Origin of the sequence: Desulfosarcina widdelii, assembly GCF_009688965.1 — a bacterium.
GTDB lineage: Bacteria > Desulfobacterota > Desulfobacteria > Desulfobacterales > Desulfosarcinaceae > Desulfosarcina > Desulfosarcina widdelii.
The window spans coordinates 2960383-2977390 of record NZ_AP021875.1 but is presented as its reverse complement, the minus strand read 5'-3'; the positions used below and the strand labels follow the sequence as shown (position 1 = coordinate 2977390).

The window sequence follows — 17008 nt, the reverse complement described above, 5'->3', positions numbered from 1 at the left end:
CCGGGGCATGGAACCGCATTCCAGCACCGGCAGCCTCGCGCCCTATATTTCAGAGGATTAGGTTTTTACTATGAGCCATACAGATATCGATGATCACGACGAGGGATTGGATCTGGCCAAACGCATGGCCGAGGAAGAAGAGGGGATCGGCAGGCGGCCCAAAGGGCCATCCAAATGGGTGATTCCTACGGTTTGCGTGGCCTGGAGCCTGTTCCAGCTTTCCATCGCCAGTTGGTTGATCCTCGATACCACCTATATCCGTTCGATCCACCTGGGCTTTGCCCTGCTGGTGGTCTATCTCAACTATCCGATGTTCAAAACGCCGTTGCTGGGACTTAAATTTCTCGCCGCCAAAAACCGTATCCCCATCATCGACTACGCCGTCGCCCTGTTTGCCTGTTTTTCCGCACTGTACATCGCCATCGACTACGAAGGCATGACCCTGCGTTACGGCGACCCGATTGTACGCGACATTGTGATCGGTCTGGCGCTGGTCATCCTCCTGCTGGAGGCATCCCGAAGGGTAATCGGCCCTGCACTACCGGTGATTGCCGGGGCATTTATCATCTATGCCTTCGCCGGTCCCTACATGCCGGACCTGATTGCCTTCAAGGGCGTGTCGATGAACCGCTTCGTGGGTCAGATGACCATGTCCACCGAAGGTATTTACGGCATCCCGCTGGACGTGTCGGCCACCATTGTTTTTCTCTTCGTGCTTTTCGGTTCGATGCTGGACAAGGCTGGTGCCGGCCAGTATTTCATCCGGCTGGCCCTGAGCCTGCTGGGCGGATTCAAGGGCGGTCCCGCCAAGGCAGCCATCATGGGCAGCGGACTCACCGGCCTGGTTTCCGGTTCGAGTATCGCCAACATCGTGACCACCGGAACGTTTACCATCCCGCTGATGAAAAAGGTCGGCTATCCACCTACCAAGGCCGCCGCCGTGGAGGTGGCCGCCAGCACCGACGGCCAACTGGCGCCGCCCATCATGGGAGCGGCCGCCTTCATCATTGCCGAATACGTCAACGTACCCTATGTGGAAGTGATCAAGGCAGCGGCCGTACCAGCCTTTGCCTCTTACGCGGCCCTGTTTTATATCACCCACATCGAGGCGTCCAAGCTGGGTCTGCGTGGCATGCCCCGCTCCGAACTGCCTCCTTTCTTCAAGACCTTTGTAGGCGGACTGCAGTATGTTATTCCGATCCTGGTCCTGCTTTACGAACTGATCGTGGTGCGGCACTCGCCCGAAATGGCTGCCTTCAACGCTATCTGGATTATGGCCATCGTCATGCTGCTGCAGCGTCCGATCCAGGCCCATCTTCGAAAAGAACCCATCGGACCGGCCGTCAAGCTGGCCATCAAAGAAATCTTTTCGGCCCTGGCTGCCGGTGCCCGCAATATGGTCTCCGTGGCCCTGGCCACTGCGGCGGCCGGCATCATCGTGGGCGTGGTTGCGCTGGGCTTGGGCCAGTTGATTACCGCCATTATCGACACACTTTCAGGGGGCAATATCTTTTTGATGCTCGTCATCACGGCCGTGGCCAGCCTGATCATCGGCATGGGACTGCCCACGACGGCTACGTACATCGTCATGGCCTCACTGACCGCCCCGGCCATTGTCGAGATCGGCGGATTCAACGATTTTATCGTGCCGCTGATGTCAGCCCACCTGTTCTGCTTCTACTTCGGCATCCTGGCCGACGACACCCCCCCGGTGGGACTGGCCGCCTACGCGGCAGCCGCCATCGCCAAGTCGCCGCCGATACCCACCGGCATACAGGGGTTCATGTACGATATCCGGACCGCCATCTTGCCGTTCATGTTTATTTTCAATGCCGACTTGATCCTGCATGAGATTTACAGTTGGCCCCAGGGAATCCTGATCTTTGTTATGGCGTGCCTGGGGAATTTTGCTTTCGCATCGGCAACTCAGGGGTGGTTTGTGGCTCGTAACAAAATTTGGGAAGTCCCCTTTTTCCTTGCGGTGACGCTCAGCCTGATGCGGCCGGATCTGATCGCCTCATTGATTGGAATCCCTCACGATCAGCGCTATTGGACCTATCTCATCGGGCTGGCCATCTTTGGCCTGATGTACCTTGTGCAGCGTCCGCGGATGCCCAAGGCCGATACCGTTGCAACGGCGGCCTGACATTTTTTGGCAACCCATCTCCAGGGTTGCCGTTCCGGTTCAGGAACACGCATTACCCAAATGGAGGGATATGCGATGAAACAGGTTAAAAAAGTACTCGTAGCGCTGGCCTTTTCGGAATACGCCAAAGGGACCTTTAATTTCGCGGCCCAATTCGCCCAATGCAGCGAGGCCGAGTTGATCGTCGCCAGCGTGATCAACTCCCGCGATGTAGAGTCGGTCCAGACCATATCGGCCATGGGCTATGAAGTGGACGGCAGCCATTACATTCAGAACATCAAGGACGAACGGCGCCGCATCCTGGATGGGTTTATCTCCGAAGGCGGCTATTCACCGGAGAAAATCCGCTGCCTCTTTTTCGTCGGCAATCCCATAGAAGAACTGCTCAAAGTGATTCTGGATCAGGATATCGACGTGGTGGTCATGGGCCCCAAGGGCCGCACCGATCTCGAACACATTCTGGTGGGCTCCGTTGCCGAAAAGATTTTCCGGCGCTCTCCGGCGACGATCATCTCCTATCGGGAAGAGAAGGTCGCCGAGCGGCTGAGAAGACGAATTAAAAGACGCCTTAAAGGATAATGCCATGGTTAGAACCGCCGCAATGACAGTGATCGGTCTGATGACCTGGCTGGCCCTGGCTGTCGGTGGGGCCGCCCTGGCTGGAGACCGGTTTATCGACAACGGAGACGGTACCGTCACGGACCACGAATTGGGTGTCATGTGGGCCAAAAACGACAACCAGGGAGACATTGACTGGAAGCAGGCGCGTCAGTGGATCCAATTTACCTTCCCCTACACCATTTCCACCACTTACGACAACTGGCGGATGCCGACCTTGAAGGAACTGGCCAGCCTCTATCAGGCCGACAAACAGGCCGGATACGAAACCGCCTGCGGGCAGTGGGTCCAGATTGCCCCCCAGATACGGCTTAGCTGCGGCTGGGTGTGGTCTTCGGACACGTCGGCCATCCAGGCCTACATTTTCAACTTTCACCGTGGCTACCATTACAGCGACCGCATGGTTCACAAGAAAGCCTATCGCGCGCTGGCCGTACGCGACCTCCGGTGATCGGGACCGCCCCCGTTTTCAGCCTTTTGTCGATCCGGGTTTCCTATGAAGCAACTGCCACCGATACCTGTTCAATGCCTCGGGATGTGTGCAATTTTATTGTTTCTATCGGCCTGTTCGGGCAGTTATGGCCGCCTGGTGCGCAGTAATGATGTCGGCAATTTATTCGAACGCCACGAAGTCCTGTCCGATCACCGCTATTTTGTCACCGGTCCGCAAGCCCGCCCCAAGGCTATCCTGGCTGTCCACCGATCTTATACCCTGCAGCCAGGGCTGTGGCGGCCTGTAGAGATGACCCCCGAGTTGTTGAAGCGGCTGGTGGATGCCATGACCGACCAGTTGGGATTTACTCCTGCCATCATGGGTGCCGGCATCACCAACCCCGAGGGAAAACAAATCGGGGTATGGTATTCTCCCTACAGCCAAACCGCCATTCGGTTCGAACCGGACAACGTAATCGTGGTCAGCCTGCCTTCCAAAGATCCCGACCCCTTTATTCTGAACCGTGGCAAACGGCCCGTGCGACGCTTCTGAAAGAAAAATCCATAAAATCTTATCGGTATGTATGATCCCTTTTGCCATGGATAATCGGTGCTGGATATGGGAAAGAATTGAATTCGACGCCAGGATGCCTAACTTGTCGATAGAAAATGGGACCGAAATGAAAGGAAATCAAAATGAACGATATGAATGCATGCAAACCTAAAATTATCATGGACCTCGAAGCGCTCAACGTCACCAATGCCAGCGGATGCCCGGCCTGCGGTCGCAAGTTCAACCTGGGCGATACCGCCGTTTTGGCTTGCGGCGCTTGGGGCGATGGCCCGCGGTATATTCACGAAAACGAAGCCGTCCAGGACGTCAAAACAAACCAGTATTTCGAACGCGGTTATTACAGGAGCCTGAAGGCCAGCGCATAGCATGGCTGCAGCCCCGCGGCAGCGTAAAGTTTCTGCAATTTATTCAACCAGCTTCCAATACCCGGCCTGCTTGACATACTCCACCTGTGACCCAGGCACCCAGGTTTTTTGGGTGACATCCTGTTCGTAGCGCCAATGGTCGCCCATCCATTGCTTTTTTACGCCGTAATCCCAATAACCGGGCTCCGTGCGGATGCCCATGACCGGTGGCACCCAAATTTTTTCGGGTTCGGGCGGCGGCGTGGCCGGAGGCGGTGGGTTGACGATGACGATGGTCGGAACTTCTTTCACCACCGTGGTTGTTGCGGGCCACCAGTACCTGGGTGGCACATACATGGGCGGCTTGGGTTTGCCGTGATGGGGGGGCTTGAAACCCGGTTTTGCCGGCTGTCGCCGGTGTCCCGGTTTGTCCGGGAGCCGAGGTGGAAGTAAAGGCCGGGCGATGCCGTTCTTCCAGTGCGGGCGCGGTGGGACGCCAATTCGCCCATGCACATGCCCGGACTTGAAAGCCGCCGAGGCGCCCCTGCCCACCCGTGAGGGAAAGGGATACCGGTCTGCGGAAGCAATGGCCGGGAGGATAGAAAAATAAATCGCGAATATCAAAAATCGTTTTCGCATCGTCTCCTCCTTTTCCGTTTCGGATGGCCTTAAAAAAAGTAGCTTTCTCCCAACCCCAAAGGGATATAGCGCGAAAGCAATCCCTCTTCTTCCAGGGCCTTTTTCATATCCCCGGGGGGGAAATGCACCGGTTCGTCCCCCAACTGGAAGGTTCCCCAATGGGCGATCATCAGATTGCGGGCGCGGATTTCCCGAAAGGCGCGGACACATTCGGCCGGGTTCATGTGGCTGGGAGCCATGAACCAGCGCGGCGCATAGGCGCCCACGTTAAAAATGGCCAGGTCGATTTCAGTTTCGTGGGCCAGTTGTTCGAATCCATCGAAATAGGCGCTGTCTCCGGAAATGTAGATCGTCAGACCCCCGGCAGTTTTTATTAGGTAGCCGCCCCACAGGGACCGGTTCGGACCCACCAGGGGATTGCGCATCGTCCAATGGTTGGCGGGCAGGCAGGTGATCTCCCGCCGGCCGTCGGAAAATTGGCCATACCAGTCCAACTGGGTGCGATGGTGCATGCCCACGGATTCGAATTCGGCATCGTACCCCAACGGGCTGATGACATGGGTGCCCGGATTCAGGGCCGCCAGGGACGGTTTGTCCAGGTGGTCGTAATGGCCGTGCGTGATCAATACGTGGTCCGGCTGCGGCATTTCCGCCAAATCGAAGGCCAAAGGGGAATAGTCTTTGATGAACCAGAAGATGTCGTCGAAAACCGGATCGATCAGCAGGACTTTGTCCAGATCCTTGATCAGCAGGGTCGAATGTTTAATGAAGGTTACGGACACCCCCCGATGGCTTTTAACCGGCTGCCAATCGATGGTTACAGGGGTGGTCGGCTGGTCGTCCAGAAAATCACCGTAGGCATTTTTGTGGAAGAGCTTCCAGGAAAGCACCTGCCAGAAACGCTTATCCCTGGCAATGCCCATGGGGTTCAGGAAGACCCCATCGCCATGGTGCATTTTTCGCCGGGCCATCTCCCGCAGGTTGTTTCCGTTTAATGGGCGGTAGTGGAGCGCCGGAGCCTCGGGTAGGACGGCCGCCTGCACCACACGGGGCAGGAATTGGCCTGCCAGGGCCATCTTGAGACCCATCGTCAGTCTGCCCATGAAGCGTCTTCTCGACATATTTCCTTCCGGACGGCTGCTTTTTATCTGTGTTTCGAAAACCGAACTCCTTTTGTCGTTGCTGCTGCCGTTCACCGAACCCGGATGTGGACATATCCGCCGCTGCCATACCCGTAAGCTTCAAGAACGTGGTGATAATCGCAGGAAAGCCCCTTGTAAAAGGTGTCGAAATCCACCGCGTAGGGATGTTTTTGCTCGGGGTCCACATCCAGCATGGTGACCCGGCCGGTAGCCGAATCATAGGCGCCCACAGGCGATATGTGGGGAATGTTCAGCGTGGGCACCAGGCTGCCCTGATCGAAGTGAGCGACGATCAGGCCTTTGCCGTAGCGATCGAAATCATGCAACCGCTTTTTCAGCGTGGTACGAACCGATGATTGCCGGTGAATGTTTTTCGGTGTCCGCACGACCTCGACGGCCTGAAATTTCAGTCCATAAACGTTCAGGCTCTCCTCGATCACCTGTCCCAGCAGCGGCAGCGGCAGGCCGCGGCGTCCCCGGTATCCATTGTTGCTCATGCGTTCCTTCCAGTGCCCGGTGGTCACGCGGTCAAGAATACCCGTCTGGCTGGCGGTGCCGGAACTGCCGTTTTGCGTGGCGCCAATGGCATTGATGCACGTCACCACCGCGGCGACGGAACACGAGGATTCCTGAAGCTGTTTTACATGGGCGTTCCACAGGGCCCGTTTGAGCGGATTCCACTGCGGCCGAAAATCCTGCTGGACATAGCTGACGTGGCCGTCTCTGAACGCGCCGGTCCCGGTAAGGCGATGAAAGCCGTAGCGGGTGTAAAAGTACGGCCGAATTAGGTTGCGCAACAGGCTCATGGCCATCCTTCAACGAAGCAAGCATGGGAGAAAATACCGTCATCAGGTTCGCGGGCCCCTGCAACGATTAACTCTATTTTTAAAAATATGGTCATCCTGAGGGCTTTTTCAAGCTTCTAAGCAAGTGATATCTGTTCGGTCACAGTTTTTCGTGGGAGCGGCGTCCCCGCCGCGATGATTGCTGCCCGAATCGCGGCTGAAAGGCTATCAAATCCACCATTTCCCTTCTGGCGTGTGGTCATCGGTGATCTGAAAAAGTTATTTACTATGCTGTCCAGTTTGACTTTTTTGTCAACATTCTGCCGCTACTTGTCAAGTTTTCCAGCCAGCCCCTGGCAGATCGTTATATCGATTGGCGTTGTTTTTCAGCGTCGGCAGGGAGTTGCAGACGTTGCCGCGTCTGTGGTACCGATATTGCTTATATTTGAACGGTTTTCAAAACGGCTATCAACCCGCTTGAGGTATTTCAAGGAAATCTTACCATGCTGTGCAAACGGTTCACAATTTTATTTTTATTGGCCCTGGCCATCTTCAGCATTTCTGCCGTGCCCGTCCAGGCCGACGGTGAACGGTTTCCCGTTTACCCCGCCATCGAACCCAATGTCGCATTCTGGACCCAAATCTATGCCCGCTATTCCACCTCCCAGGCAGTGGTGCACGACAGTCTTCACCTCGATATCGTCTACGAGGTGATTGACCTCAAGCCCATGAAGGAAGCGGGTGCACGCAAAATCAACCGCAAGCGCATGAAACAAGCCAGCCGGCGGATAGCCGATATCCTAAAACGGCTGGCCGCCGATCCGAAAGCCGCCGATGCCGACTGCCGGCGGGTCGCAGCCCTCTTCGGTTCCCAACCGGATTCAAAAACGTTCGCCCGGGCGCGCGGCCGGGTGCGCTGCCAGATCGGTCAGCAGGACCGCTTTCAGGCCGGCGTGATTCGTTCCGGAGCCTATCTGGATCAAATGCGGGCCATTTTACGATCCAGCGGTGTGCCCGAAGATCTGTCCTATCTGCCCCATGTGGAATCCTCGTTCAACGCCCATGCCTACAGCAAGTTTGGCGCTGCCGGCATGTGGCAGTTCACCCGTTCCACGGGCAAGCGTTTTTTGACGGTCGACTACGTGCTGGACGAACGCCGCGACCCTATTGCCGCTACCCGGGCGGCAGCGCTCTTGCTCCGGGAGAATTACGAAAAGCTGGGCAGCTGGCCCCTTGCCATTACCGCATACAACCACGGTGCCGCCGGTATGCAGCGCGCCAAGGCGAAGCACGGCGGCTACCCGGAAATTTTCGCGTCCTACAAGGGGCGTACCTTCAAGTTCGCTTCCCGAAATTTTTATTCGGAGTTCCTGGCGGCCAGACAAGTGGCCTCCAATTACCGCCGTTATTTTGGGGACATCACCTTAGATACCCCCCAATCGACCCAGCCGGTAAAGATGGCCGGATTTGCCGCCTTTAACGATTTATGCCGCCATTTTAAAATTTCTCCAGAGGCGGCCCGCAGCCTGAACCCGGCATTGCGACCGCCGGTGTTCAGCGGTCAGAAATACGTCCCCGAAGGCTACGTGTTCAATCTTCCTTCAAGTTCTCCATCGAGCGGTACCTTGCTTTCCAAAGCGCCTGCCGATCTGTTCAAGACAACCCAGAAGCCCAGTCGGTTCTATACGGTCTGTCGAGGAGACACGGCCGGTAAAATCGCCCGGATGCATCGGGTGAAGCTCAACGACCTGATTCTGGCCAACGGACTGGATCGGCGGGCGACCGTCTATATCCGACAGCGCCTGCGCATTCCCCAGAAGGACGAATCGGTGGGACTCGTTGCTGAAAAACGGGCCGTCGATCCAACGGATTCCAAGGCGCAGCCGGCTTCCGCGGCCGGGAGCGGCACTGTGGAGATCCTTCTGCCGAATATACCCCTGGAAAGCGCCGAATGCCGATATCGACGCCTGGAACCGGCCCCGGCCGACCTGCTGGCTATGGCTGATGAAATCAACGAAAATGCGAGCCGGGATGCCAGCATTCAGGCCTCGCTGGTGAATCCGGGCGTCGCCCCGGTCGATATGGGCTTTCATCGCATTGATCGCAGTGCCCGGCAACCGGTGGGGATTATCCGGGTCGAGGTGGAGGAGACCCTCGGCCACTATGCCGAATGGGCCGGGGTTCGCGCTTCTTCTATCCGTCGCCTCAACGGTCTTTCTTACGGTCGGCATCTGCAGCTCAATCAGCGGGTCAAGATTCCCCTCGGCAATGTGACTGCGGACGACTTCGAAACCCGCCGCTACGAGTTTCACAAACGCCTCCAGGAGGACTTTTTTGCCGTCTACCGCATCGGCGAACTGCAGCGATACCAGGTGCGTCCGGGCGACAGCTATTGGACCCTGTGTCGGGAAAAGTTCGATCTGCCCTTGTGGCTGCTCAAACATTACAATGCAGACATCAACCTGGCTACACTCAAGGTCCACCAGTCCCTCACCATTCCATCCGTCGAAAGTGTCGCGGCTAACGATCCTGCAACAATGGACACCACATCCGCACCCGATGCATGACATCGCTTTTATCAATAAGAGTGCTTAGTTGACTCGGATTCGGATTGCCATTATGATGCCTGTGTCAGTGTCCAACTGCCAATGACCGCTTGCCCGATTTTTATACGGACACCGGGATCGGTTTCATTTTAACAAAAGTCTGAGTGACCATGACCGAAAAAACGCAGTTGCCGGCCAAGTTGGCGGCCCTTTTGGTATACAGCCGCCCCGTTTTGGTTTTCGGGGGGATGATCTGCGCCCTGGCTGTGATGTGGGGCCGCAACCCTGTCATTTACACGGTCGGCGTATCGTTTCTGGTTCTTTCCATGGTGTTCGACCTCGTGGACGGCTGGTTCTCGGCCCGCTTCCGTCCCAACGCTCCACTGGCGCCCCTGGCGGACCGCCTCATGGACAAACTGGTCTATTCCATCATTTTTCCGGTCATTTCCGCGGGCATGATGTGGCGCCTGCTTGTCGCGCATACCGACCCCACCCACGGCCAGTTGCTGCATGCGATTTTTGTGCTGGTGCTTTGCGTGACGGTGCTGGTGCGGGACAGTTTTGCTTCGTTCATGCGCGGATTTGCCATCCGCCAGGGAACCGAACCGGAAAACAGCGAGTACAACCGCCTGCGGACCATCGTGGCTGCGCCGGTCAGTGCCTTGTTGTACGCCTATGCTTTTTACATTCCCGAAGGTCCGGAATCGTGGATTTATTTCCGGTATTCTTACCTGGGAAACGTTTCCCTGCGGGTTCTCCTTTTTGTGGAGATCCTGTTTCTTGTCATCAATCTGGGATCCATTGCCGGCTATTGCAGAAAATACGGCACCGCCTGCCTGGACGAACTGTGCTTCGGAGATCAGGTCCTGAGGCGCAAGATCCTTGCGGTGTTTCCCAATGCCCTGACAGTGATGAACGCCTTCATGGGATTGATCGCCGTTTTTTTTGCCTACCAGGGCCGTATCCGCGAATCCTATCTGATGCTGATGGGGGCGGCGACTTTCGACAAGCTGGACGGGGCCCTGGCCCGCCGCCTGGGGCTGACGGAGCCGCTGCCCGAGGAAACCGATGAAAAGAAAATCAATATGGGCAGCATCATGGACGATCTGGCCGACGCCATCAGCTTCTGCATCGTGCCGGCCTGGATCTTCTACATTACCCTGAGCCAATTCGGCGAAGGCCGCTTCGCCCATCTGCCCATCGGCTGGATCGCGGTTTTTTATGCGTTTATGGGTGCGGTCCGGCTGGTTTACTTCACCCTGGACAAGACCCCCATCCCCGGCTTTTTCAAGGGCCTGCCCACCCCGGCAGCGGCCATGCTGGTCATATCGCCCCTGGTGATTTTCGACCAGGCGCTGGCGCTTTCTTCCCAGCGCATCCTCTTCTGGGGTTTCTTTGCCACGGGAACCATGGTTTTCGCCGGAATTATCATGAATGTGTATCCCATCCACTATCTTCACATGGGCCGGACCATGAGCCGCCATCCCTGGTTCGGACGCGTGAACCTGCTCCTGCTGACCGTCAGCATATTTACGCCGATTTTCGGCCAGATTTGCCTGGGATACGCGATCCTCTATCTCCTGTCGCCTTTATATACCTGGCGCATCAATCCCGAAGAAGCCGCACGGGAGAGCCGCCGCAAGTCGATGGCCGAAGGATGAGGATTTGCTTGACAGCATCGTTTGTGAATTCGTATAGGGCTGAGCCGGTATCGGAAGTCGGAGGTCGGAAGACGGAAGACGGAAGACGGATGATGGATGGTGGATGATCGAAGATGGACGAAGGAAAAGGGAAGATGGATAAGGGAAAAACGAATAAACCAGTAACCAGGAACGAAAACCATGGATTTATGCCCCTGCGGAAGTGAAAAAGCGTATGCCGATTGCTGTGAACCGCTGCTTGAAGGTAAAGCGCATGCGGATACCGCCGAAATGTTGATGCGGTCCCGCTACAGCGCCCACGCGAAAAAGAAGTACGATTATCTTTTCGAAACCACCCTGCCCGAAAGCCGCAAGGAAGAAGACCGCAAGGAAACGGCGGCCTGGTCCAGAAAACTGGACTGGCAGCGCCTGACAGTCCGCAGCCTAGAGGCCGGCGGGCCGGAAGACGAAAAGGGTACGGTGGAATTCGTGGCCCGCTACCGGAAAGACGGCAGGGCCTTCGAGCACCATGAAATCGCCGAGTTTGTTTGCCAGGACGACCGCTGGTATTTCAAGGACGGCCACGCCCCCCAGCAGGTTCAGTCCGTGCGTCAGGGCCCTAAAATCGGCCGAAACGATCCGTGTCCGTGTGGCAGTGGGAAGAAGTATAAGAAGTGCTGCGGGAAGTAGTGCCCATCCAGAAATGACCAATTTGCGAGGGGGAAGGAGGGCAGATGTTTATCGATCTGCTGCGGTCGCGGCGAAGCATTCGGCAATACAAGGACAAACCCGTTGAAAAGGAGAAGATCGACCTTTTGATCGAAGCCGCCCTGCGGGCGCCGTCCTCACGCGGATTCAATCCATGGGAGTTCGTGGTGATTGACGAACCCGAGATCCTCGCGGCGCTTTCCCGAACCAAACCCCACGGAGCCTCTTTCCTCGCCAAGGCGCCGCTGGCCATCGTCGTTTGCGGTGACCCGGAGAAATCCGACGTCTGGGTGGAGGATGTCTCCATTGCCACCATCATTTTGCACTTGGCGGCTACGGATCTTGGCCTGGGGAGCTGCTGGATCCAATTGCGCAAACGCAATTACGACGAGCGTACGACCGCCGGTCAGCATGCGGCCCATCTGCTGGGGCTGCCCAACGGGCTGGAGGTTTCCGCCATCATGGCCGTTGGATATCCGGATCGGCAGCCGTCCCCCCATCCGGAATCGGCGCTGCAGCGCGATAAAGTCAGTTTCAACCGCTATGGCCGTAAACGGTCATAGCATCTGTTTCCAATGCAAGCACGGCCGCCGGTGAAACCGGCAGCCGCCACTCGCAGGCCGGGAGGACATCAGGCCGGCCCGAATGCGCCTTCAAAGAAGCTGCGAAGGGCTTTTTTACCGTCCTCGGTGAGATTGCGGGTGCCTGTTCCCACAAACGTGTTCTTTTCGATTTCAGGTGCCCCGGCCACCCAGGCGTTGTCTTTCCAGGTGAACCAACCCTTGTGCTCCTGATCGTAGACATGCACCGGCCGGTTGAACAGCTTGGCCAATTCCACGCCCCATCCGGTTCCTCCCTTGACCGTGTCATCCGGCTGAATCCAACCTACGGCAATCACATGGTAACCGTTGTTGACCATATGGAAGATGGTCTGAATCACTTTGCGAATCTTGTTGGCCTGGGCAAATTTGCGTCCCATCCGGGCCGACACGATTTCCATGCTGACATTGCCTTTATCCAATTCCTCGGGGCTCAGTTCGCGGAGTCCGCGTGAACGCTCCACCACATGCCCTTCGAACGAAAAGTTGACTTCCTGAATTCCCCATTCCTCGGCCAACCGACCGAATTTCGATTCGGTGCCCTTGTGGCCTCCACTGTAAAGAGTGATATGGGAACGATCTGCCATTGGTTTCTCCTTGTTAAATGTTTCATCCATTTTTAAAACGCCTGAACTTTCCAGTTTTAAAACGCCTGAACTTTCCAGTCTATGGATCGCGTAGACGACCCGCCGAAATGCAGCACCATGCCGTTCGGCAGCGGGGTGCGCAGGACATAATAAGGGCAGAATTGCATTGCGCAACCCGGCAGCGTCGTTTTCTTTCGGGTGGTACAGGTTTTTACTAGTTAGTGCTCATCCACAGGAATAACTACCTGTAATAAATAAGAAACGCGCATTTTGTAGTGGTTTTTCTCTTCTCTTTGTAGTATATTGAAAGTCGCCAAACAACCAATATCACTACAAAAGAAAGAAAGGAGCCGATCACAAAATGCGCGAAAAATGGCAAAAACAGATGCCCCTGATGCCTCAGATCAAAGACCACGCCCAAGCAAAAGAACTTACAGCTATCAGTGGTATCATCGATGCTCACCCTATCATCTGTGATCGCGTTCTTCAAGATTTGAACAAGGGCAAGCTGGTGGCCTATCGAACTGGGGCTGACGGCATGAGCGCCGACCAGGTACTGCGTTGTGCTATCGTCAAAATCCTTTTCGGTTTTACGTATGATGAACTGGCATTTCATATTGTCGATTCGCAGGCATTGAGTTGGTTCTGCCGGATCGGTATCGCCGACAAGGGATACAAAAAATCCGCCCTGAACAAAAATATCAAAGGCATATCGGACGCCACCTGGGAACTGATCAATGCGGATCTTTTGGGATATGCGAAGCAAAAGGGCATTGAAAAGGGCCGACAGGTCCGGGTCGATTGCACGTGCGTTGAAACTCACATCCATCATCCCACCGACTCCAACCTGCTGTGGGATGGTGTTCGCGTGTTGACGAGGCTGCTGAAGCGCTTCCGGGATGAATCGGGGATCACAGTTCCTGACTTCCATAACCATACCCGTGTTGCCAAACGACGGATGCTGGCGGTGATGAATGCCAAACGGAAAAACAAGCGTAAGGTTGCCTATGTGGACCTGCTCAAAACCAGTCGCAAAGTGGTTGGGTACGCTCATAAGGCAGTCGCTGCGATCAATGCCGGTGCGACCTGCGACCCGCTGGTCATGACGATTGGCTTCCAGATCGAACATTTTGTCGATCTGACCCGCAGGGTGATCCACCAGACCGAACGCCGGGTTCTTCATGGAGAAACGGTCGATGCCAAAGACAAAGTAGTATCGTTGTTCGAGCCACATACCGATATCATCGTCAAGGATAGGCGCGATACGCTGTTTGGTCACAAAATCTGTCTGACCGGAGGCGCGTCGAACCTTATTTTGGACTGTGTCATCACCGAAGGCAATCCGGCCGACGCCGACCTGACGATACCGATGCTTGAGCGGCAAAAACAAATTTATGGCCGCTATCCCCTCAAGGCCAGCTTCGACGGCGGTTTTGCATCCAAGGAAAACTTGAAGCGAGCCCAATCGCGTAAGATCAAAGACGTCTGCTTTGCCAAGAAACGAGGTCTATCTGAAACCGACATGTGCCGCAGCCAATATGTGTATCGTCGATTGCGCCGCTTTCGAGCGGGTATTGAATCCGGTATCTCCTGGCTGAAGCGTTGCCTTGGCCTGACCCGCTGTACCTGGAAAGGATGGGACTCGTTTAAATCCTATGTTTGGTCTTCGATTGTGGCCGCCAACCTGCTGACCATCGCCAGGGGAAAAACAGCCACTTGAGACCTTAATCGATTCCGCATCGTGAAAACTGGTTGAACAAGTGCGCTTGCATTAAGCCGATTTCGGTAAATTAGCCACAAACCGATGTAGCGATGGTGAGAAAAATCCTGCCGAGGATTTTACCACTCTATTTTTTTTGCGACTCGGCTCTGAAAATTACCATTTATGGATCGACACTAGTTATCGCGGCGGAAGCTTGTGAAAGGTGTCGCGGTCAGTTTATCGGTCTGATGGGTTCAATTTTTTTAACCCTGCCCACCTGTCCATCGATCAGGCGGACCTTGATGCCATGGGGATGGTGCGCAGATCGGGTGAGAATGTCCTTGACCGTGCCATGGGTCAGACGGCCGGTGCGCTGATCGGTTTTGAGGACGATATCCACTTGTGCACCGGGGAGGATGTTTTTACGGTAACGGCCGTCCATATTTACGAACCTCAGTTTTTACTTCGTCGGTCCAGATATTCAATCAGATCCGCCATGGCTTCGGTCGTATCTTTTTTTGACAAGGCCCGTCGGATATCCACCACTTTTTTGAGTTCTTCCTTGTCCAGCAGCAGTTCTTCCTTGCGGGTTCCACTCTGCCGGATGTCGATGGCCGGAAAGACCCGGTGCTCGGCGCACTCCCGGCTGAGTACCAGGTCCATGTTGCCCGTTCCCTTGAATTCCTGATAGATGATGTCGTCCATGCGGCTGCCGGTCTCCACCAGAATGGTAGCAATGATGGTCAGCGATCCGCCGTCCTCGATGTTGCGGGCCGCACCGAAAATTTTGCGCGGCACTTCCATGGCGTTGGCACCCAGTCCACCGGAAAGGGTCCGGCCGTAGCTTTCCGTCTCGGCGTTGAAGGCCCGGGCCATGCGGGTCAGGGAATCGATAAAGACTACCGTGTCCCTCCCGGTTTCGGCGCAGCGCATGGCCGAGTGCACGGCCAGACGAGTCATGCGCATGTGCTGCGCGATACTCTGATCCGAAGAGGAGTAGAGCACGTGGGCATTTTTAAGCCCCCGCTTAAAATCGGTCACCTCCTCCGGCCGTTCATTGACCAGCAGGACAAAGACATTCATTTCCGGATCGTTGGCCGTCACCGAGTTGGCCATGTGCCGCAAGAGTGTGGTCTTGCCCGATTTGGGCGGAGAGATGATCAATCCCCGCTGGCCCCGACCCATGGGGACGATGAGGTCCAGAGCCTGGCCGGTGAGGTCTTTGGGTCCCTGGGCCATGCGCAGACGCTGATCTGGGTTGATGCTGGTCATGGTGTGCATGGTTTCGGTTTGGGCATACCGGTCCAGGGACAGGCCGTTGACCTGCTCCACCCTGGCAAGCTTCAGATTCCGGTTGCCTGGGTTGCCCGGTTCTCCCTGACCTTCGATCAGGGTTCCCTCCCGCAGTCCGAGTTTGCCGATCAAAAACGCCGGGACAAAGGTATCCGTCGGGCCGGCCTGGTAATTGTTGTCTATGTTTCGCAGAAAGCCGAACCCCTTGTCCAGGATTTCGAGGTGGCCGCTAACCGATTCCACGGATACTCCTTTCGCTTGACAGTTTATCTATTGTTCTTCCAGATATATTGTTTCCGATACGGTATCCGATTTTAAAAACAATATGTTATATTTTAAGCGGTCCGTCTTTCGCTGTTGCCGGGGTCGGGATAACAGTCCGTCCCATCCCCTGCTTTCGGTAAATACCGTCCTGTTGCCGGTCGCAATACCGGAGCCGGATTGTGGCTGGTCGTTAAACCTGGTACCCTTGGTTGAAATTAAACCGGTGGGAGTCTCGCTCGTTTGACGCTGGCGATGGACGAGTGGTAACAATCGCGACTGAATAAATGTTATAATAAAACAGTTGGACCCGTCTGACAACCATTATCGAACCAAACGAATCGTTTCCAATTTTTTTAGACGTGACAAGCAGTCTCTATCCGATGCTATCGGTTATGATTCATCGATGGAAGCAAGAAACAGGAGCACTACATGAGCGAAATCGACCGTTTCGATCCTTTCAACAATCGCCTATGCCGCAACGTCCGCAACGCGCTGTCCGAGGGATTCAAAGAAGCTCTGGATCGCAGGGCGCTCGAGCCGGTGCAACACACGGCCGGGTTCTTCCTGAACGGCGATCTTCCCGCTGTGGTCAGGGATTACATCGACAAACGGATGACTGCCTACGAAGGCGTGCTGACGGACATAGGGGACTGCCCGGCCGATGATCCGTTGGCCATTGCCCCGCGCATATTTAACCGCCGCTTGTTTTTCGAAACCCACGAATATCTGGAACCGTTCTGGATGGCGGCGGAGGGCGACGAAAAAAGATTGCTTCAGGCTCTTATCCGGGCAGCCGGTGCCTATGTGCATCTGGAGCAGGGCAATCGCAGCGCAGCCCGGCGCATCGGCGCAAAAGCCCTGGACGCGTTGGAACAATACCGGCAGCGGCTGACACCCCATTTTGACCCCCAATTGCTGCTGGAAAAGCTTCGGTCACTGGACCCCGATCCACCAAGGCTTCAACCTCCGGCGCTTTGATTGTAGCGGGT

The 17008-nt window shown here is 55.8% G+C and carries 17 protein-coding genes; 11 read left to right on the top strand and 6 right to left on the bottom strand.

From position 1 onward, the window contains the following. The first annotated feature begins 70 nt into the window (after positions 1-70). The 5 genes from GN111_RS14010 (at position 71) to GN111_RS13990 (ending at position 4135) form a co-directional block, all read left to right on the top strand. Entirely contained in the window at positions 71-2146 is a 2076-nt protein-coding gene (locus GN111_RS14010; protein ID WP_155304344.1) for a TRAP transporter permease, read from the top strand. 75 nt (positions 2147-2221) lie between these two features. Further along, a complete protein-coding gene (locus GN111_RS14005; protein ID WP_170302286.1) occupies positions 2222-2725 on the top strand; it encodes a universal stress protein in 504 nt (167 codons plus the stop codon). Between the two features lie 4 nt (positions 2726-2729). Next, positions 2730-3215 carry an Lcl domain-containing protein gene (locus tag GN111_RS14000; RefSeq protein WP_176603291.1) on the top strand — a complete coding sequence of 162 codons (486 nt, stop codon included), beginning with the start codon at positions 2730-2732 and terminating at the stop codon, positions 3213-3215. 84 nt (positions 3216-3299) lie between these two features. After that, on the top strand, positions 3300-3749 hold the full coding sequence (locus GN111_RS13995; protein WP_155304342.1) for a hypothetical protein: 450 nt from the start codon (positions 3300-3302) through the stop codon (positions 3747-3749). 143 nt (positions 3750-3892) lie between these two features. Beyond that, the gene (locus tag GN111_RS13990; protein ID WP_231715739.1) at positions 3893-4135 is read left to right on the top strand and encodes a hypothetical protein; all 243 of its coding nucleotides are present in this window, start codon (positions 3893-3895) and stop codon (positions 4133-4135) included. A gap of 39 nt (positions 4136-4174) precedes the next feature. Here the strand turns inward: GN111_RS13990 and GN111_RS13985 are convergent, their stop codons facing one another. The 3 genes from GN111_RS13985 to GN111_RS13975 all read right to left on the bottom strand — a co-directional run bounded on the left by GN111_RS13985 (position 4175) and on the right by GN111_RS13975 (position 6701). Beyond that, entirely contained in the window at positions 4175-4753 is a 579-nt protein-coding gene (locus GN111_RS13985) for a hypothetical protein (protein WP_155304341.1), read from the bottom strand. A 29-nt stretch (positions 4754-4782) separates the two neighbouring features. After that, a complete protein-coding gene (locus GN111_RS13980) occupies positions 4783-5856 on the bottom strand; it encodes an MBL fold metallo-hydrolase (RefSeq protein WP_170302285.1) in 1074 nt (357 codons plus the stop codon). Positions 5857-5945: 89 nt separating this feature from the next. Continuing rightward, entirely contained in the window at positions 5946-6701 is a 756-nt protein-coding gene (locus tag GN111_RS13975) for a phytochelatin synthase family protein (protein WP_170302284.1), read from the bottom strand. A gap of 482 nt (positions 6702-7183) precedes the next feature. Here GN111_RS13975 and GN111_RS13970 point away from each other — a divergent pair, with 482 nt between their 5' ends. The 4 genes from GN111_RS13970 (at position 7184) to GN111_RS13955 (ending at position 12137) form a co-directional block, all read left to right on the top strand. Then, positions 7184-9247 (top strand): transglycosylase SLT domain-containing protein, encoded by a 2064-nt coding sequence (locus GN111_RS13970; protein WP_155304338.1) that lies wholly within the window; start codon positions 7184-7186, stop codon positions 9245-9247. 149 nt (positions 9248-9396) lie between these two features. Then, entirely contained in the window at positions 9397-10887 is a 1491-nt protein-coding gene (locus GN111_RS13965; RefSeq protein ID WP_155304337.1) for a CDP-alcohol phosphatidyltransferase family protein, read from the top strand. A gap of 180 nt (positions 10888-11067) precedes the next feature. Further along, a complete protein-coding gene (locus GN111_RS13960) occupies positions 11068-11556 on the top strand; it encodes a YchJ family protein (RefSeq protein WP_155304336.1) in 489 nt (162 codons plus the stop codon). A 44-nt stretch (positions 11557-11600) separates the two neighbouring features. Then, the gene (locus GN111_RS13955) at positions 11601-12137 is read left to right on the top strand and encodes a nitroreductase family protein (RefSeq protein ID WP_155304335.1); all 537 of its coding nucleotides are present in this window, start codon (positions 11601-11603) and stop codon (positions 12135-12137) included. A gap of 68 nt (positions 12138-12205) precedes the next feature. Here GN111_RS13955 and GN111_RS13950 read toward each other — a convergent pair whose 3' ends face one another. Next, complete coding sequence (locus GN111_RS13950; RefSeq protein WP_155304334.1) at positions 12206-12760, bottom strand: hypothetical protein; 555 nt, start codon at positions 12758-12760, stop codon at positions 12206-12208. 361 nt (positions 12761-13121) lie between these two features. On the opposite strand from GN111_RS13950, the gene GN111_RS13945 reads away from it, so the two are divergent. Continuing rightward, positions 13122-14480 carry an ISNCY family transposase gene (locus GN111_RS13945; RefSeq protein WP_155302183.1) on the top strand — a complete coding sequence of 453 codons (1359 nt, stop codon included), beginning with the start codon at positions 13122-13124 and terminating at the stop codon, positions 14478-14480. A gap of 214 nt (positions 14481-14694) precedes the next feature. Here GN111_RS13945 and GN111_RS13940 read toward each other — a convergent pair whose 3' ends face one another. Together GN111_RS13940 and rho are read right to left on the bottom strand one after the other, a co-directional pair. Further along, a complete protein-coding gene (locus GN111_RS13940; protein ID WP_155304333.1) occupies positions 14695-14904 on the bottom strand; it encodes a YwbE family protein in 210 nt (69 codons plus the stop codon). Positions 14905-14915: 11 nt separating this feature from the next. Then, positions 14916-15998 (bottom strand): transcription termination factor Rho, encoded by a 1083-nt coding sequence (rho, locus tag GN111_RS13935; protein ID WP_155304332.1) that lies wholly within the window; start codon positions 15996-15998, stop codon positions 14916-14918. A 450-nt stretch (positions 15999-16448) separates the two neighbouring features. On the opposite strand from rho, the gene GN111_RS13930 reads away from it, so the two are divergent. Then, positions 16449-16997, top strand: coding sequence for a DUF309 domain-containing protein (locus tag GN111_RS13930; protein ID WP_155304331.1), 549 nt, complete (start codon positions 16449-16451; stop codon positions 16995-16997). The last annotated feature ends 11 nt before the right edge of the window (positions 16998-17008 follow it).

What these genes read in the sequence shown, in the direction of transcription:
- GN111_RS14010 (WP_155304344.1), top strand. Translation starts at nt 71, where the DNA reads ATGAGCCATACAGATATCGATGATCACGACGAGGGATTGGATCTGGCC.
- GN111_RS14005 (WP_170302286.1), top strand. Translation starts at nt 2,222, where the DNA reads ATGAAACAGGTTAAAAAAGTACTCGTAGCGCTGGCCTTTTCGGAATAC.
- GN111_RS14000 (WP_176603291.1), top strand. Translation starts at nt 2,730, where the DNA reads ATGGTTAGAACCGCCGCAATGACAGTGATCGGTCTGATGACCTGGCTG.
- GN111_RS13995 (WP_155304342.1), top strand. Translation starts at nt 3,300, where the DNA reads ATGTGTGCAATTTTATTGTTTCTATCGGCCTGTTCGGGCAGTTATGGC.
- GN111_RS13990 (WP_231715739.1), top strand. Translation starts at nt 3,893, where the DNA reads ATGAACGATATGAATGCATGCAAACCTAAAATTATCATGGACCTCGAA.
- GN111_RS13985 (WP_155304341.1), bottom strand. Translation starts at nt 4,753, where the DNA reads ATGCGAAAACGATTTTTGATATTCGCGATTTATTTTTCTATCCTCCCG.
- GN111_RS13980 (WP_170302285.1), bottom strand. Translation starts at nt 5,856, where the DNA reads ATGGGCAGACTGACGATGGGTCTCAAGATGGCCCTGGCAGGCCAATTC.
- GN111_RS13975 (WP_170302284.1), bottom strand. Translation starts at nt 6,701, where the DNA reads ATGAGCCTGTTGCGCAACCTAATTCGGCCGTACTTTTACACCCGCTAC.
- GN111_RS13970 (WP_155304338.1), top strand. Translation starts at nt 7,184, where the DNA reads ATGCTGTGCAAACGGTTCACAATTTTATTTTTATTGGCCCTGGCCATC.
- GN111_RS13965 (WP_155304337.1), top strand. Translation starts at nt 9,397, where the DNA reads ATGACCGAAAAAACGCAGTTGCCGGCCAAGTTGGCGGCCCTTTTGGTA.
- GN111_RS13960 (WP_155304336.1), top strand. Translation starts at nt 11,068, where the DNA reads ATGGATTTATGCCCCTGCGGAAGTGAAAAAGCGTATGCCGATTGCTGT.
- GN111_RS13955 (WP_155304335.1), top strand. Translation starts at nt 11,601, where the DNA reads ATGTTTATCGATCTGCTGCGGTCGCGGCGAAGCATTCGGCAATACAAG.
- GN111_RS13950 (WP_155304334.1), bottom strand. Translation starts at nt 12,760, where the DNA reads ATGGCAGATCGTTCCCATATCACTCTTTACAGTGGAGGCCACAAGGGC.
- GN111_RS13945 (WP_155302183.1), top strand. Translation starts at nt 13,122, where the DNA reads ATGCGCGAAAAATGGCAAAAACAGATGCCCCTGATGCCTCAGATCAAA.
- GN111_RS13940 (WP_155304333.1), bottom strand. Translation starts at nt 14,904, where the DNA reads ATGGACGGCCGTTACCGTAAAAACATCCTCCCCGGTGCACAAGTGGAT.
- GN111_RS13930 (WP_155304331.1), top strand. Translation starts at nt 16,449, where the DNA reads ATGAGCGAAATCGACCGTTTCGATCCTTTCAACAATCGCCTATGCCGC.